The sequence below is a fragment of the Butyrivibrio proteoclasticus P6B7 genome, assembly GCF_000622085.1.
GTDB lineage: Bacteria > Bacillota > Clostridia > Lachnospirales > Lachnospiraceae > Butyrivibrio > Butyrivibrio proteoclasticus_A.
Genome location: NZ_JHWL01000004.1, coordinates 1 through 15741 on the forward strand (window position 1 = coordinate 1; position 15741 = coordinate 15741).

A 15741-nucleotide genomic window follows, 5' to 3' on the forward strand; every position below is an offset into this window, starting at 1 on the left:
GAAGTGATAATTGAGCCAAAGTTCTATGGTGCAAGTTCGTTTTCAAAAGATGGATTAGCTGTTGTTAAAGGTAAGAATGGGAAATATGGTTATATTGATATAAATGGCGATATTGTTATTTCAGAGATATACGATACAGCTTTTGATTTTAATGATGGTGTTGCACCAGTTTATGTAAATGGAAGATCATTTTTTATAGATACTAAAGGAACAGAAGTAATAGATATTGATGGATATATTTTTTCTGAAGGCTTTACTGTTGTAAGAAATGATGATCGAAAATATGCATATTTCGATAAAAGTGGAAAAGCATTGACAGATTATAGTTTTGATTTTGCTAACGAGTTTGAAAACGGATATGCATCTGTTGAAATAGACGGGCTTTATGGATGTATAGATCATAGTGGCAATTTTGTGATAGAACCATCTTTTAAATTTCTTGGTGGATTTTCTGATAATGGACTTGCATCAGCAAAAGATGAAAATGATTTATTTGGTTTTGTGAATAATAAAGGCGAATGGGTTATCGAACCAAAATATAAAACTATTTATGACTATTTTAATGGTGTGAATTTAGTTGAAATACCATAATATCTGAGTACCGATAACTTTGACAAAGTAAAGTGATTGTTGTAATCTGTACTTTGTAAAAGGCAAGGGCGTCTTGGACATTTAGTTCAAGGCGCCTATTTTTATGCGCCTATGCTCAAATGGTTAATAAATAATATATAAGAATAGAGGTTAATTATGGTTAAGGTTAATGACAATTATTTAAAGCTTCCTGGCAACTATTTGTTCTCTACTGTAGCAAGGAAGGTAAGAGAGTTTCAGGAAAAGCATCCTGAAGCAGACATTATTAGGCTTGGAATTGGTGATGTTACTCAGCCAATTGCTCCAGAGATTATAAAAGAGCTCCATAGTGCAGTTGATGAAATGGGAAACAAGGACACATTCAAGGGATATGCTCCAGATCTTGGATATGAGTTCCTTAGGAATACAATTGCTGAAAAGGATTATAAGGCAAGGGGCTGTGATATAGCGGCTGATGAGATTTTTGTATCTGACGGAGCTAAGAGCGACTGCAGTAATATTCAGGAGATTTTTGCGCTTGATAATAAGATTGCGGTGTGCGATCCTGTTTATCCTGTATATGTGGATTCTAACGTTATGGCTGGAAGATGCGGAGAATATGACGAAGCCACAATGCGTTTTTCTAACGTGATCTACATGCCATGTACAGAGGAAAATGGCTTTATGCCTGAGCTTCCTAAGGAGACTCCGGATCTTATCTATCTGTGCTTTCCTAATAACCCAACTGGAGCTGTAATGAAGAAGGATGAGCTTCAGAAGTGGGTTGATTATGCACGCAAGAACCAGGCTATCATTCTCTATGATGCTGCCTATGAGTCCTATATCTCTGAAGATGACGTTCCTCACAGCATCTATGAGTGCGACGGTGCCAAGGAGTGTGCTATCGAGTTTAGATCTTTTTCCAAGACCGCAGGATTTACTGGGCTCAGACTTGGATTTACAGTTGTGCCAAAAGAGCTTAAGGCTGGCGGAGAGGCTTTGTGGCCGCTGTGGGCAAGAAGACATGGAACCAAGTACAACGGAGCTCCATACATTGTTCAGAAGGCAGGTGCAGCAGTATATTCAGAGGAGGGCCAGAAGCAGATCAAGGATCAGATCGCATGGTACATGGGAAATGCCAAGATCATCTATGATGGCCTTAAGGAAATGGGATACCAGGTATCAGGCGGCGTAAATGCCCCATACATCTGGCTTAAGACAAGGGACAACATGACCAGCTGGGAGTTCTTTGACCTCCTTCTTGAAAAGGCCAATGTGGTAGGAACACCAGGCTCAGGCTTTGGACCAAGCGGAGAGCTCTTCTTCCGTCTCACAGCCTTCGGTGACAGACAGAGAACCATCGAGGCTATGGAGAGAATCAAGTCTTTATGATTGGCACGTAATTTGCAATGGTTTCACGCATACGCTTCTCTGGCTTAACCAGTGGTGTCATGGAGTTGTTCTTATTCAGGTTGTCGATGATGGCTGCAATGTAGCGGTTCATATTGACGCTGTAGTAATATTCCCTGTTAAGAAGCTCCTCTTTCTGGTAGACCAGGTTGGTAGTGAAGATCTTATCAAAAAGGCCTGTCTCGTAGGCTTTATCGATCTTGGCAAAGCCACTGGAGAATAGACCAAAGGTGGCGAAGATAAAGATCCTCTTAACGCCCCTTATCTTAAGCTGAGCACACACATCGATGATGCTGCCGCCGGAGGCAATCATGTCGTCAACTACGATAACATCCATGCCCTTTAGGTCGCGACCGCAGAAATCATGGGCAACGATAGGGTTGGAGCCATTAACGATGTTGGCATAGTCTCTTCTTTTGTAGAACATTCCTATATCAACTCCAAAGACGGAGGCCATGAATACAACGCGCTCAACAGCGCCCTCGTCAGGAGCAATGAACATAAGGTGCTCAGGATCTATTTGAATATCCTCGTATTCTGTAAGGAGAACCTGAGTAAACTGAAGGGCAGGAGAGACGTTCTCAATTCCCTTAAGAGGCACCACGTTCTGCATTCTTGGATCATGGGCATCGAAGGTTACCAGACAATCTACGCCCATAGCCTCTAGCTCTTTTAACATAACAGCGCAGTCCAGGGACTCGCGTAGGATCTTACGGTGCTGTCTGCCTTCATAGAGAAATGGCATAACAACAGTGATCCTCTTAGCCTTTCCGTTGCAGGCAGCGATAATGCGCTTAAGGTCCTGGTAGTTGTCGTCAGGGGACATGCGGTTAAGCTCACCGTCCATCTCGTAGCGGATGGAGTTGTTGCTGACATCCACTAAAATATATACGTCCTTATCTCTGATGGAATCAACGATGATGCCCTTGGCTTCGCCACTGGCAAAACGAGGACACTTACATGGAACAAGGAAGGTATCTCCTCCTCGCCATTCCTTAAGAATGTGGTCAATCTTAGTGCCACGGGTAATATAAGATTCAAGTGCGATTAATGCAAGATCGTCTTTCATAGGCTTTCTCCTGTAAATCAAACACCTTTGCAATAACAATTATACGTTTTTTGGTGCGAGTATGTAAAGTAAGTCAATCAGAACCGTCCCCAATGACTTACAAAGAAAAAAAATTCTGAAAAAAGTTATTGACAGTGTACTTTTGTAAGAGTAATATAACAAACTATAAAGACAACGGCGTCTTAGAGATAACACTCTAAGGCGCTTTTTGTTTATCACACGGTATGTTTTGAAATTGAAAAGACGTCTGGATGCATACTCCTGGGGGATGGCATAAGGTCATCTGTATACATGTATTCAGGCATATAAACTAAAGCGATGCAATGGGGCATCATGCTGCGGATTCGTAGCGTGCCTGTTGCGTCGCTTTTTGTTTAAAAAGATATTTCTTTTAACTGCCATGTGAAACAGGAGAGGAGAAAAAGTGTATGAGTGAGGAAATCTTAAGTTCTATAAATTCAAGCGTTTTCGGCGTCTGGTTCTTAATTGGCGCAGCCCTTGTATTCTGGATGCAGGCAGGATTTGCCATGTGCGAGGCCGGCTTTACAAGAGCAAAGAATACAGGAAACATCATCATGAAGAATCTGATGGACTTCTGTATTGGTACTGTAGTATTTATTCTTATCGGTTTTGGTCTGCTTCTTGGTGAAGATATGGCTGGTCTCATCGGAAGACCTGGCTTTGACATTTTCACAAACTATGCAAACTTCGACTGGTCAAATTTCGTATTTAACTTGGTATTCTGTGCAACAACAGCAACAATCGTTTCAGGTTCCATGGCTGAGAGAACAAAATTCATTTCATATTGTGTGTACTCGGCAGTTATCTCAGCAGTTATTTATCCTATTGAAGCTCATTGGACATGGGGCGGTGGATTCCTTGCAAATATGGGCTTCCATGATTTCGCAGGTTCTACATGTATTCACATGGTTGGCGGTATCTCAGCTCTTATCGGTGCAGCAATCCTTGGACCACGTATTGGTAAGTTCGAAAGAGATAAGAACGGAAAGATCACAAAGGTCAATGCTTTCCCTGGTCACAACCTTGTAGCTGCAGCTCTTGGTGTATTCATCCTTTGGCTTGGCTGGTACGGATTCAACGGTGCAGCCTGCACATCAATCGAGCAGCTTGGATCAGTATTTGTAACAACAACTATTGCTCCAGCTCTTGCAACTGTAACATGTATGATCTTCACATGGGTTAAGTATGGTAAGCCTGATGTTTCTATGTGTCTTAACGCTTCTCTTGCTGGTCTTGTAGCTATCACAGCTCCTTGCGATGTAACAGATGCATTTGGCGCAATCGTAATTGGTATCGTTGCAGGTCTTTTGGTTTGCTTCGGTGTTTGGTTCCTTGATTACAAGCTTCACGTTGATGATCCTGTTGGTGCTGTAGCAGTTCACTGCTTAAACGGTATCTGGGGAACAATCGCTGTAGGTCTTTTTGCAACAAACACAGCTCCTGGCTATTCAATCGCAGATGCAGCTGGCAACGAGATGACAGGTCTTTTCTACGGCGGCGGATTTAAGCTTCTTGGAATTCAGATTGTTGGCTTTGCAGCAGTAGCAGCTTGGACAACAGTTACAATCACAATCACATTCTTCGCAATTAAGGCTATTATGGGCCTTCGTGTTTCAGAGGAAGAGGAAATCCTTGGTCTTGATTCTACAGAGCATGGTCTTGCATCAGCTTATTCAGGATTTGCCATCATGGATGTTTCCAACACTCTTAACATGGCAGTTAACGAAAATACAGATCTTGGTGTCAGCGAATACGAGGCAGCTTCTGAGATTCAGAAGAAGGCTTCAGTTCCAGTAGTAGCAGCACCTGTACATACAGAATCAGGTATTCATAAAGTTGTCATTATCGCTAAGTTGTCCCGGTACGATAAGTTAAGACGTGCAATGAACGATCTTGGTGTTACCGGAATGACTGTTACTCAAGTCATGGGATGTGGCGTCCAGAAAGGTTCTGGCGAAATGTATCGTGGAGTCGAGATGGATGCCACTCTCCTTCCCAAGATTAAGCTTGAGGTTGTTATTAGTAAGATCCCAGTTGAGGATGTTATCGAGGCTGCCAAGAAGGCTCTTTACACCGGCCACATCGGTGATGGAAAGATCTTCGTATATTCTCTCGACAACGTAGTCAAGATCCGCACTGGAGAAGAAGGCGCAGCTGCACTGGCTGACGTTGAGTAAATGTTACTAATCCCGCGCTGAAGAAGTGAGAGTGTATCTAAGCTCACGTTTCCTCGCTGTGAATTCCATCGGCTCATATCAGAAAAATGTCTCATCTCATTGTATTCGGAACACTCGACATTTTTCTGATATTTCACCTTGGACTTCATCAGCTCGATCAAATGCTTCGCTTATATACACTCACAACTTCTCCACTCCGGGAATAAGAATAATTATTAGGAGGTAGCAGTATGTGCGCAATACTTACATATGCACGTAAGTCGATTTCGCAGGAAGCCTTTGAAGAACTGCTTCAAAGAACAGCTTCCCGCGGACCTGACATGAGCAGGGTTATTAGGGTAGAAGGAGGATATCTTGGATTTAATCGCCTTTCAATTATGGGGCTTAATGAAAATGGAATGCAGCCTTTTAATCTTAATAATAATTACGTGGTATGTAATGGAGAGCTGTACGGCTTTAGAGCTTTGAAAGAGTATCTGATTTCTCTTGGCTATTCGTTCAAGAGTGACAGTGATTGCGAGATACTTCTTCCTCTATATGAAAAGCTTGGAACAAGTATGTTTGCTCTTTTGGATGCAGAGTTTGCCTGCGTCATCTATGACGGAGAGAAGGATGAGTTCATAGCAGCAAGGGATCCGATAGGAATCAGGCCTTTGTACTATGGCTACGACGATGAGGGATACATTTTATTTGCCTCAGAACCCAAGAACCTGACTGGAGTGTGTAAGAGGATAATGCCTTTCCCTCCAGGACATTACTACAAGGATGGCGAGTTTGTCTGCTATAGAGATATGGCTAAGGTAAAAGAGATTTCTTTTGACAGCTTAGAAACCATTACCACTAAGATTCACGACAAGCTCTACAAGGGTATTGAAAAGAGACTTGATGCTGACGCGCCTGTGGGATTTCTTTTATCAGGAGGTCTTGATTCATCGCTGGTGTGCGGCGTAGCGGCTAAGATCTTAGACAAGCCTCTTCAGACCTTTGCGATTGGAATGGATATAGATGCAATCGATCTTAAGTATGCAAGGGAGGTTGCAAATTATATAGGAAGTGATCATCACGAGGTTATCATTTCACAAAAGGATGTGGTGGAAGCCATTGAGCCAGTTATCAAGGCCCTTGGAACCTATGACATCACCACAATAAGGGCTTCCATTGGAATGTACCTGTTGTGCAAATGGATCCACGAGAACACTGATATCAAGGTAATCCTTACTGGGGAGATATCAGATGAGATCTTTGGTTACAAGTACACGGATTTTGCTCCTTCAGCGGAGGCTTTCCAGCAGGAGGCAGAAAAGAGAATCCGAGAGATCCACATGTACGATGTGCTTAGAGCTGACAGATGCATAAGCGTTAACAGTCTTGAGGCAAGAGTACCATTTGGAGATTTGGATTTTGTGGACTACTGCATGAGCATTGATCCAAACAAGAAGCTCAACACCTACGGAATCGGCAAATTTCTTTTACGTAAGGCCTTTGAAAAGGATGAACTTATTCCAAGGTCGATTCTCATGAGAGAAAAGGCAGCCTTTTCTGATGCAGTGGGACATTCACTTAGAGATGATCTTATGGAGTATGCAGATGCTAAGTACAGCTACGCAGAATATGAGATCCGCAGAAAGAAGTATACACATGCGACTCCATTTACAAAGGAATCGCTTCTATATAGAGAGATCTTTGAGAAGTACTACGAAGGTCAGTCAGAGATGGTAAAAGATTTCTGGATGCCAAATAAGAGCTGGAAGGGCTGCAATGTAACAGATCCTTCAGCTCGTGTGCTTGCCAATTATGGGGCTAGCGGAGAGTAGAGCACTTGGCGAGGTATTTTCGAGCCTAGTGCGAACCTCTGGGATCCACTTAATGAGGTTTTGTCGAATTTAGTGGATATCCAGGAGTAGAGTAGATTATAAATACAATTTAGGAGGAATGAAAAATGATAGAAGCAGGAAAACTTACAGAGGAGTTTGGAAGCTTAGTATTCAACGACAAGATCATGAGAGAACGCCTTCCAAAGGACATTTACAAGGCAGTTCACAAGACAATAGAAAAGGGCACACATCTTGAGCTTGATGTGGCTAACTGCGTTGCAGCAGTTATGAAGGAATGGGCAATCGAGAACGGTGCAACACACTTCACACACTGGTTCCAGCCTATGACAGGCCTTACAGCTGAGAAGCACGACAGCTTCATTTCACCAAGTGATGACGGAACAATCATCATGGAGTTCTCAGGAAAAGAGCTTGTAAAGGGCGAGCCTGATGCATCAAGCTTCCCAAGTGGCGGTCTTAGAGCAACATTCGAGGCTAGAGGCTATACAGCATGGGATCCTTCATCACCAGCATTTATCAAAGACGGCTCTTTATACATTCCAACAGCCTTCTGTTCTTACGGCGGAGAAGCTCTTGATAAAAAGACACCTCTCCTTAGATCTATGGAAGCTCTTTCTGAAGAATCAGTTAAGATGCTTCATCTTCTCGGATACAAGGATGTTGCCAGAGTAAGCACAACAATCGGTTCAGAGCAGGAATATTTCCTTATTGACAAGGATTTCTATAAGAAGAGAAAAGACCTTCTTCTCACAGGTAGAACACTTATTGGTGCGCCAGCGACCAAGGGTCAGGAGATGGAGGATCACTACTTTGGTGTTATTAAGCCTAAGGTTTCTGCATACATGCATGACCTTGATGAAGAACTTTGGAAGCTTGGAATTCCAGCAAAGACCAAGCACAACGAGGTTGCTCCTTCTCAGCACGAGCTTGCACCAGTATTTGAGACAGCTAACATCGCTGTAGATCACAACCAGCTCACAATGGAAGTTATGAAGAAGGTTGCTGACAAGCACAATTACGCTTGCCTCCTTCACGAGAAGCCATTCGAGGGAATCAACGGATCTGGTAAGCATAACAACTGGTCAGTTTGCACAGATACAGGAATGAATCTTCTTGATCCTGGTAAGACACCAGCTGAGAACATTCCTTTCCTAGTATTCCTTACAGCAGTAATCGCAGCAGTTGATGAGTATGCACCAATCCTTAGACTTTCTGTTGCATCTGCCGGCAACGATCACAGACTTGGCGGTAACGAGGCACCTCCAGCTATCATCTCAATCTTCGTAGGTGATGAGCTTGCAGAAGTACTTCAGAGCGTAGTCGATGGCACAGACTATCAGAGCGCTGCAAAGGTACAGATGTCTATGGGAGCTACAGTACTTCCACACTTTACTAAGGACAACACAGACAGAAACAGAACATCACCATTTGCATTTACTGGTAACAAGTTCGAGTTCCGTATGCCTGGTTCTGCAGTATCAGTTGCCAACGCTAACATCGTTCTCAACACAGCAGTAGCAGAAGAGGTTGCAAAGCTCTACGCTAAGCTTTCAGGCTACGGTCCAGAAGAACTTAAGAAGAATATCAAGGATATCTTAAGACAGACCCTTGAGGCTCATAAGAGAGTTCTTTTCAACGGAAATGGATATACAGACGAGTGGGTTGAGGAAGCAGCAAAGAGAGGACTTCCAAACCTTAAGTCTCTTCCAGATGCAATGCCATACTGGATTTCAGATCAGTCAATTGATCTCTTCACAAGACACCACATCTTCACTAAGGAAGAGATCCACTCAAGATATGAGATTCTCCTTGAGAACTACTCAAAGTCAATCCATATCGAGTCCCTTACTATGCAGGAGATGGTAAGAAAAGACCTTACAGAGGGTATCGTAGCTTATCAGAAGGATCTTAGTAAGGAAGTAGTTCAGAAGAAGGAACTTCTTGGAGATGGAAGCTGCAAGCTTGAGCTTGGACTTCTTAAGGCCCTTGATGATGCAAGCTTCAAGATGGGACAGGCTCTTACAAAGCTTTCTGATGACACTAAGACAGCAGAAGGTCTTACAGAGAACCTTGAGGCAGCTTCTTACTATCAGGCAACAGTCCTTGCAGACATGGACGAGCTTCGTAAGTACGCAGATGAGGCAGAAGCCCTCATCCCAGAGAAGTACCTTAGCTATCCTACCTACGGACAGATGCTCTTCTCACTTAGATAAGAAAAAGTTGAAAAAGAAATAGAATTATATAAGCAACCCGCCGGAAGGCAGATACCAAAGGCCAGCAAAAAATAGAGGCTTAGCGCTTGAAGTGAGCTAAAGCTTTCTGGAGATACACCTGATCATGTCGATGCGAGGCATTTGCACGAGTTGATGAGATTCTAGGTGAAATATCAGAAAAAAGTCGATTGTTCTGAACGACTGTGAAATGAGACTTTTTTCTGATATGAACCGTAGAATCTCACAACGAGGAAACGCGAGCAGAGGCATGATTTGGCGTATATTCAAAGCTTTAGCGGTTCACAGTGCTAACATGCGGTGGATTGCAAAAGGAAGGAGACCCACAAATGGAACCATGGATGAATGAAAGAGATGCCTGCGGAATAGGTGCAGTCATCAATATAGACGGCACCCCCGATAATAAGGTACTGGACGATGCCCTCTCTATCGTTGAGAAACTCGAACACCGCGCTGGTAAAGACGCCTCCGGAAAAGTTGGCGACGGTGTCGGTATCCTCGTGCAGATCTCTCACAAATTTTTCTCAAAGGAAGCAAAGAAAATTGGCATATCATTAAAGAGCGCAGGTGACTACGGCATAGGAATGTTCTTTTTTCCACAGGATTCTATGAAGAGAATGTTCGCAAAGCGCATGCTGGAAGTCATTGCAGAGAAAGAGAACCTCAAAGTTCTTGGCTGGCGTGATGTTACGATCCACCCTGAGATTCTTGGAGAAGTGGCAAAGAACTGCATGCCTCACATCTGTCAGTGCTTCATTGAAAGACCCTCAAATGTTGAAAGAGGCATAGACTTTGACAGACGCCTCTACTGCCTTAGAAGAGAGTATGAGAAGTCCTCAGAAGATACCTATATCTGCTCATTTTCATCCAGAACCATTGTCTATAAGGGAATGTTCCTGGTGGGCCAGCTTCGTAATTTCTACGAGGATCTGGTATCTCCTGATTACCTTACGGCCATTGCCATGGTTCACTCAAGATTCTCAACCAATACAACACCTTCATGGCAGCGTGCTCATCCATACAGAATAATCGCTCACAACGGTGAGATCAATACAATTCGTGGTAACAGCGACAGAATGCTGGCCAGAGAAGAGACCATGTCATCAGATACCTTTGGGGACGACCTTGGAAAGGTATATCCTGTCATCGCTTCTTCAGGCTCTGACTCAGCAATGCTGGATAACACACTGGAATTCCTTTACATGAACGGCATGGATCTACCACTTGCCATGATGATCACAATTCCAGAGCCTTGGAAACACAATGACTTCATGGCCAAGGACAGAAAGGACTTCTATCACTACTATGCAACTATGATGGAGCCTTGGGATGGTCCTGCAGCAGTTCTTTTTACAGACGGTGACGTATTCGGAGCAACCCTTGACCGTAACGGCCTTAGACCTTCCAGATACTACGTTACTAAGGATGGCAGACTTATTCTGGCATCTGAGGTTGGCGTTCTGGATATTCCAGAGGAGACAATACTTAAGAAGTCCCGCCTTTCACCGGGACACATGCTCCTTGTGGACACTAAGGAGGGCAGGATCATCTCAGATGAAGAGGTAAAAGAGAAATTCTCAAAGGCAAAGCCTTACGGAGAGTGGCTTGACAGATACCTTCTTCACTTGGGAGAGCTTTCTATTCCAAATAAAAAGATCCCAACCAATACCCAGGAGATGCGTGATAAGCTCTACAAGGTATTTGGTTACACCTACGAGGATGTCAAAAACCAGATCATGCCTATGGCTATGAATGGTATTGAGCCTACAGTTTCCATGGGTACTGACATCCCACTTGCTATGCTTTCCAATCATCATCAGATGCTGTTCTGCTACTTTAAACAGCTCTTTGCCCAGGTTACAAACCCGCCTATTGACTCCCTTCGTGAGAAGGTGGTAACAGATACCACAGTCTACATCGGATCTGACGGTAACCTGTTAAAAGAAAAGAGTGATAACTGCCGGGTTCTTGAGGTTAACAGCCCGATTCTTACAGGAGTTGACCTTATGAAGATCGAGGCCCTGGATCAGGTGGGCTTTAAGGTTAGGAAGATATCTCTTTTGTACTATAAGAACACACCTGTAGAAAGAGCTTTGGAGCAACTGGATGTATCCGTGGACAGGGCAGTTGCAGATGGTGTCAACATCATCATCCTCTCAGACAGAGGCGTTGATGAGAACCACATGCCAATTCCTTCCCTGCTTGCTGTATCCTCAGTGGAGCAGCACCTTGTAAGGACCAAGCAGCGCACCGCCGTTTCTCTTATCCTTGAAAGCGGCGAGCCAAGAGACGTTCATCAGATCGCAACCCTGCTTGGCTTTGGTGCACGAGCTATTCATCCTTACCTGGCTCAGGAGTGCATTGCAGAGCTTATTGATATTGGAATACTTGATAAAGACTATCACACAGCTATTGCTGATTATAATAAAGCGCTTCTTGGCGGCGTTGTTAAGATCGCAGCCAAGATGGGTATCTCAACCCTGCAGTCCTATCAGTCAGCCAGAATCTTTGAAGCCATCGGCCTTTCTAAGGAGATGGTGGATAAGTACTTCACCGGTACCACAAGCCGTGTGGGCGGCATAGGAATCGAGGAAATCGGAGAGGATGTGGAACTTAGACATAATGCGGCCTTTGATCCACTGGGACTTTCTATCGATACAACCCTTGATTCTACCGGCTTCCACAATCTTAGAAGTGGAGATGACAAGGAAGATCACATGTACAGTCCTAAGACCATCGTGACCCTCCAGAGAGCTGTAAGGGAAGGGGACTACGAGAGATTCAAGGAGTACACCCAGATGGTGGACGACGAGGACAAGCCTCATACCCTACGAGCTCTTTTATCCTTCGTTCCAGCTAAGAAGCCTGTGCCGATCGAAGAGGTTGAAAGCGAAGAGGAAATCGTAAAGCGCTTCCAGACTGGTGCCATGAGTTATGGTTCTCTTTCCAAGGAGGCTCATGAGACTCTGGCTATTGCCATGAATAGGCTTCAGGGTAAGTCCAACACCGGTGAAGGCGGCGAGGATGAGGCCCGCTTTGGAACTGAGAGAAATAGCGCTGTTAAGCAGGTGGCATCAGGACGATTTGGTGTTACCAGCCAGTACCTTTTAAGTGCAAAAGAAATCCAGATTAAGATGGCACAGGGTGCTAAGCCAGGTGAAGGCGGACATCTTCCAGGAAAGAAGGTATATCCTTGGGTTGCCAAGACAAGATTCTCAACCCCAGGCGTAGCCCTTATTTCACCACCACCTCACCATGATATCTATTCAATCGAGGATCTGGCGCAGCTTATCTATGATCTTAAGAATGCCAACGATAAGGCAAGGATTTCAGTTAAGCTGGTGTCTGAGGCAGGTGTAGGAACCATTGCCTCTGGTGTTGCCAAGGCTGGAGCTTCAGTTATCCTTATTTCAGGCTATGACGGAGGTACAGGAGCTGCTCCTTCTTCATCAGTGCACCATGCAGGACTTCCTTGGGAGCTGGGCGTAAGTGAGGCCCATCAGTCCCTTCTTGATAACGGTCTTAGAAGCCACGTGGTTCTTGAAACCGACGGTAAGCTCATGACCGGTAGAGACGTGGCTATAGCAGCCCTTCTTGGAGCTGAGGAATTTGGCTTTGCCACAGCGCCACTTGTATGTATGGGCTGTATGATGATGAGAGTCTGCTCAAAGGATACCTGCCCATTTGGTATCGCTACACAGAACGAGGAGCTTAGAAAGAGATTCACAGGAAAGCCAGAGTACGTCATGAACTTCATGCTCTTTGTTGCAAGACAGCTTCGTGAGATCATGAGTATGCTGGGCTTTAGAAAGCTTGAAGAAATGGTGGGAAGAACTGACTGCCTTAAGATGAGACACATCCCATCAGTAAGATGCAAGGATGCTGCAGATCTTTCAAGGATCCTTGCTCCAGAATATGTTGGAAGAAAGAACAATCACTTTAATCCTAAGGATGAATACAACTTTGGTCTTGAGAAGACTCTGGATTCCAAGGTGCTCATTCCTGAATATGAGAAAAGGAAGGAGAGCCTTAAGAAAGGATCTGAGCAGATCTCCATGGAGGTTAATGTATCCAGTACAGATCGAAGCTTCGGAGCTCTTCTTGGAAGCCGAGTTACAAGGGATTACAAGAATACCTTGCCTGATGATTCCATTGTGGTTAAGGCAAATGGTGGCGGCGGCCAGTCCTTTGGCGCCTTCCTTCCAAAGGGTGTTACACTGCGCCTGTTTGGTGATGCCAACGACGGCTTTGGAAAGGGATTATCTGGCGGTAAGGTTGTGGTAAGACCTCAGAAGAAGGCTACTTATAAGGCCAGCGAGAACATCATCATTGGTAATGTAGCTCTTTATGGCGCAACAGCAGGTAAGGCCTATGTCTGCGGTATTGCAGGAGAGAGATTTGCTGTAAGAAATTCCGGAGCAGTGGCTGTTTCTGAGGGCTGCGGCGATCACGGTCTTGAGTACATGACCGGCGGAAGAGCTGTGATCCTTGGTATGACAGGCAAGAACTTTGCCGCAGGTATGAGCGGCGGAATCGCATACGTACTGGACAGAGAACATACTCTTTATCTTAGAATGAACAAGGATATGGCTTCTCTTTGCGAAGTAACTGAGAAATACGACATAGCAGAGCTTCGTGGTATTTTGGAGGATTACGTAAAAGAGACAGATTCAGAGCTTGGAAAAGAGATCCTGGAAAGGTTCGAGGAGTTTATTCCTGACTTTAAGAAGATCGTACCTAACGACTATCAGAAGATGCTGACAGCCATTGGCAAGTACGAGGAGCAGGGAATAGATCACGAAAACGCAGTCCTTGAAGCCTTCAAGGAGCTTAACTAAGGAGATAAGAGTTATGGGAAAAGATACAGGATTTCTTGAATATAAAAGAACTAACAATAGGGATATTCCTCCAAAGGACAGAATAAAGAACTTTGAGGAATTCCACACCTATCTGGATTCAGATAAGAGAAGGCAGCAGGCCGCAAGATGTATGAACTGCGGAGTTCCCTTCTGCCAGTCAGCAATTAACTTAGGAGGAATGGTTACGGGGTGTCCGCTCCATAACCTTATCCCTGAGTGGAACGATGAGATTTACAAAGGACATGACAGTCACGCCTTTGACAGACTTCACAAGACCAGCAACTTCCCTGAATTTACAGGAAGAGTTTGCCCGGCCCTCTGTGAAAAGGCCTGCATGTGTGGTCAGAATGGTGATGCAGTCACAGTCCATGACAATGAGCTGTTCCTGGTGGAGACAGCCTACAAAAATGGATACATTAAGCCTATGGTTCCAGCCATCAGAAGTGGCAAGAGAGTGGCTGTAGTTGGAAGTGGCCCATCAGGTCTTGCTGTAGCTGATGAGCTCAATCACAGAGGCCATCTGGTTGAAGTATTTGAAAGGGAGGACCGTGTTGGTGGTCTTCTCATGTACGGAATTCCTAACATGAAGCTTGATAAGTCAGTTATCGAAAGACGAAGAAAGCTCATGGAGGATGAGGGTGTTGTATTCCACACAGGAGTCGACGTTGGTAAGGACAAGAAGGCAAAAGAGCTACTGGATAGCTTTGACGCTGTGGTATTATGCTGTGGTGCCAAGAAGGCAAGGCCTCTTCCTGTGGCTGACCCTGATAAGATAAAGGGTGTTTACTATGCTGTGGACTTCCTTACAAGAACCACAAAGACTTTACTTGAGTGTGAGGATAGAACAGTAGAGAGCCTTAAGTATTATGTTACCAATATCAAGAGTGATTACATCGACGCAGCCGGTAAGAACGTAGTTATCGTAGGCGGCGGAGATACAGGTAATGACTGCATCGGTACAGTTATAAGACAGGGAGCAAAGAGTGTAACAGCCCTTGAGATGATGCCTAAGCCTCCGGTAGAGAGAAGTGCAAGTAACCCATGGCCAGAGTGGCCAAAGGTCCTTAAGACCGACTATGGTCACGAGGAGGCTATCTACGTATATGGCGAGGATCCTCGTGTATTTGAAACCACAGTTAAGAGCGTAACCACCGATAAGAAGGGTAACATCAAGGAAATCGAAACTGTTAAGGTTGCCTTTAAGGATGGTAAGCTCACTGAGGTTAAGGGTACAGAGAAAAAGATAAAGTGTGACCTTTTACTTATTGCTACAGGCTTTGTAGGCTGTGAAGACTACGCTGCAGAGGCCTTTAAGCTTGAGAGAGGTCCAAGAGGCACTGTTGCCACAACTTCGCCTGATAAATATCACATCGAAGGAACCAAGCTCTTTTCCGCAGGAGATATGCACAGAGGCCAGTCACTGGTTGTGTGGGCTATAGCAGAAGGTCGCGCCTGCGCTAAGGAAGTGGATACATACCTTATGGGATATTCAAATCTATAATCTTAAAGAAGTCATTGGGGACGGTTCTAAGTCACTGGGGACGGTTCTGATTGACTCATTGCTTGCAA

The 15741-nt window shown here is 44.5% G+C and carries 8 protein-coding genes; 7 read left to right on the plus strand and 1 reads right to left on the minus strand.

From position 1 onward, the window contains the following. The coding region (locus T541_RS0104725) for a WG repeat-containing protein (RefSeq protein ID WP_026651601.1) at window positions 1-591 on the plus strand (591 nt) is incomplete at its 5' end. Between the two features lie 156 nt (window positions 592-747). After that, window positions 748-1962 (plus strand): LL-diaminopimelate aminotransferase, encoded by a 1215-nt coding sequence (locus tag T541_RS0104730; protein WP_026651602.1) that lies wholly within the window; start codon window positions 748-750, stop codon window positions 1960-1962. Here the strand turns inward: T541_RS0104730 and T541_RS0104735 are convergent. Beyond that, the gene (locus T541_RS0104735) at window positions 1949-3049 is read right to left on the minus strand and encodes a ribose-phosphate pyrophosphokinase (protein ID WP_026651603.1); all 1101 of its coding nucleotides are present in this window, start codon (window positions 3047-3049) and stop codon (window positions 1949-1951) included. The two genes, T541_RS0104730 and T541_RS0104735, sit on opposite strands and share 14 nt — an antisense overlap. Before the next feature lie 428 nt (window positions 3050-3477). Here T541_RS0104735 and T541_RS0104740 point away from each other — a divergent pair, with 428 nt between their 5' ends. The 5 genes from T541_RS0104740 (at window position 3478) to T541_RS0104760 (ending at window position 15673) form a co-directional block, all read left to right on the plus strand. After that, window positions 3478-5247 (plus strand): ammonium transporter, encoded by a 1770-nt coding sequence (locus tag T541_RS0104740; RefSeq protein WP_026651604.1) that lies wholly within the window; start codon window positions 3478-3480, stop codon window positions 5245-5247. Window positions 5248-5477: 230 nt separating this feature from the next. Next, on the plus strand, window positions 5478-7061 hold the full coding sequence (asnB, locus tag T541_RS0104745; protein WP_026651605.1) for an asparagine synthase B: 1584 nt from the start codon (window positions 5478-5480) through the stop codon (window positions 7059-7061). A 125-nt stretch (window positions 7062-7186) separates the two neighbouring features. Beyond that, a complete protein-coding gene (locus T541_RS0104750) occupies window positions 7187-9295 on the plus strand; it encodes a glutamine synthetase III (RefSeq protein WP_034466127.1) in 2109 nt (702 codons plus the stop codon). A 347-nt stretch (window positions 9296-9642) separates the two neighbouring features. Continuing rightward, a complete protein-coding gene (gene gltB / locus T541_RS0104755; RefSeq protein WP_026651607.1) occupies window positions 9643-14151 on the plus strand; it encodes a glutamate synthase large subunit in 4509 nt (1502 codons plus the stop codon). 13 nt (window positions 14152-14164) lie between these two features. Further along, entirely contained in the window at window positions 14165-15673 is a 1509-nt protein-coding gene (locus T541_RS0104760; protein ID WP_026651609.1) for a glutamate synthase subunit beta, read from the plus strand. Window positions 15674-15741: the final 68 nt, after the last annotated feature.

Bases quoted from the DNA above. Each gene is read 5' to 3' on its own strand.
- T541_RS0104730 (WP_026651602.1), top strand. From the start codon at position 748: ATGGTTAAGGTTAATGACAATTATTTAAAGCTTCCTGGCAACTATTTG.
- T541_RS0104735 (WP_026651603.1), bottom strand. From the start codon at position 3,049: ATGAAAGACGATCTTGCATTAATCGCACTTGAATCTTATATTACCCGT.
- T541_RS0104740 (WP_026651604.1), top strand. From the start codon at position 3,478: ATGAGTGAGGAAATCTTAAGTTCTATAAATTCAAGCGTTTTCGGCGTC.
- asnB (WP_026651605.1), top strand. From the start codon at position 5,478: ATGTGCGCAATACTTACATATGCACGTAAGTCGATTTCGCAGGAAGCC.
- T541_RS0104750 (WP_034466127.1), top strand. From the start codon at position 7,187: ATGATAGAAGCAGGAAAACTTACAGAGGAGTTTGGAAGCTTAGTATTC.
- gltB (WP_026651607.1), top strand. From the start codon at position 9,643: ATGGAACCATGGATGAATGAAAGAGATGCCTGCGGAATAGGTGCAGTC.
- T541_RS0104760 (WP_026651609.1), top strand. From the start codon at position 14,165: ATGGGAAAAGATACAGGATTTCTTGAATATAAAAGAACTAACAATAGG.